Source organism: Pseudomonas sp. SID14000 (assembly GCF_002165135.1).
Taxonomy (GTDB): domain Bacteria; phylum Pseudomonadota; class Gammaproteobacteria; order Pseudomonadales; family Pseudomonadaceae; genus Aquipseudomonas.
The window spans coordinates 1-386 of sequence record NZ_NFZQ01000173.1 but is presented as its reverse complement, the minus strand read 5'-3'; the positions used below and the strand labels follow the sequence as shown (position 1 = coordinate 386).

Here is a 386-nt window from a genome sequence, read left to right as displayed (position 1 = left end):
ACCGCCCGTGAGCACGGGGTGGACGAAACGATCCGCTTCCGCCACCGGGTGGTGAGCGCGGACTGGACCTCGGAACAGGCGCAGTGGACCGTGCACGTCCAGCGCACCGGGACCGGCGAAACGGTCCGGATGACGTGCGCCTTCCTGTTCGTCTGCTCCGGCTACTACCGCTACGACCAGGGCTACACACCGGACTTCCCGGGCGTCCAGGACTTCACCGGCACGATCGTGCACCCCCAGCACTGGCCGGAGGACCTGGACTACGCGGGCAAGCGCGTCGTGGTCATCGGCAGCGGCGCCACCGCCGTCACCCTCGTGCCGTCGATGGCGACGACCGCCGGGCATGTGACGATGCTGCAGCGCTCGCCGGGCTATGTGCTGTCGAT

The 386-nt window shown here is 69.2% G+C and carries 1 protein-coding gene; it reads left to right on the top strand.

Features of this window, described 5'->3' with window-relative positions; translation table 11 throughout:
* Positions 1-386: NAD(P)/FAD-dependent oxidoreductase (locus tag CAY82_RS27820; RefSeq protein WP_140399194.1), on the top strand; the 386-nt coding region annotated here is incomplete at both ends.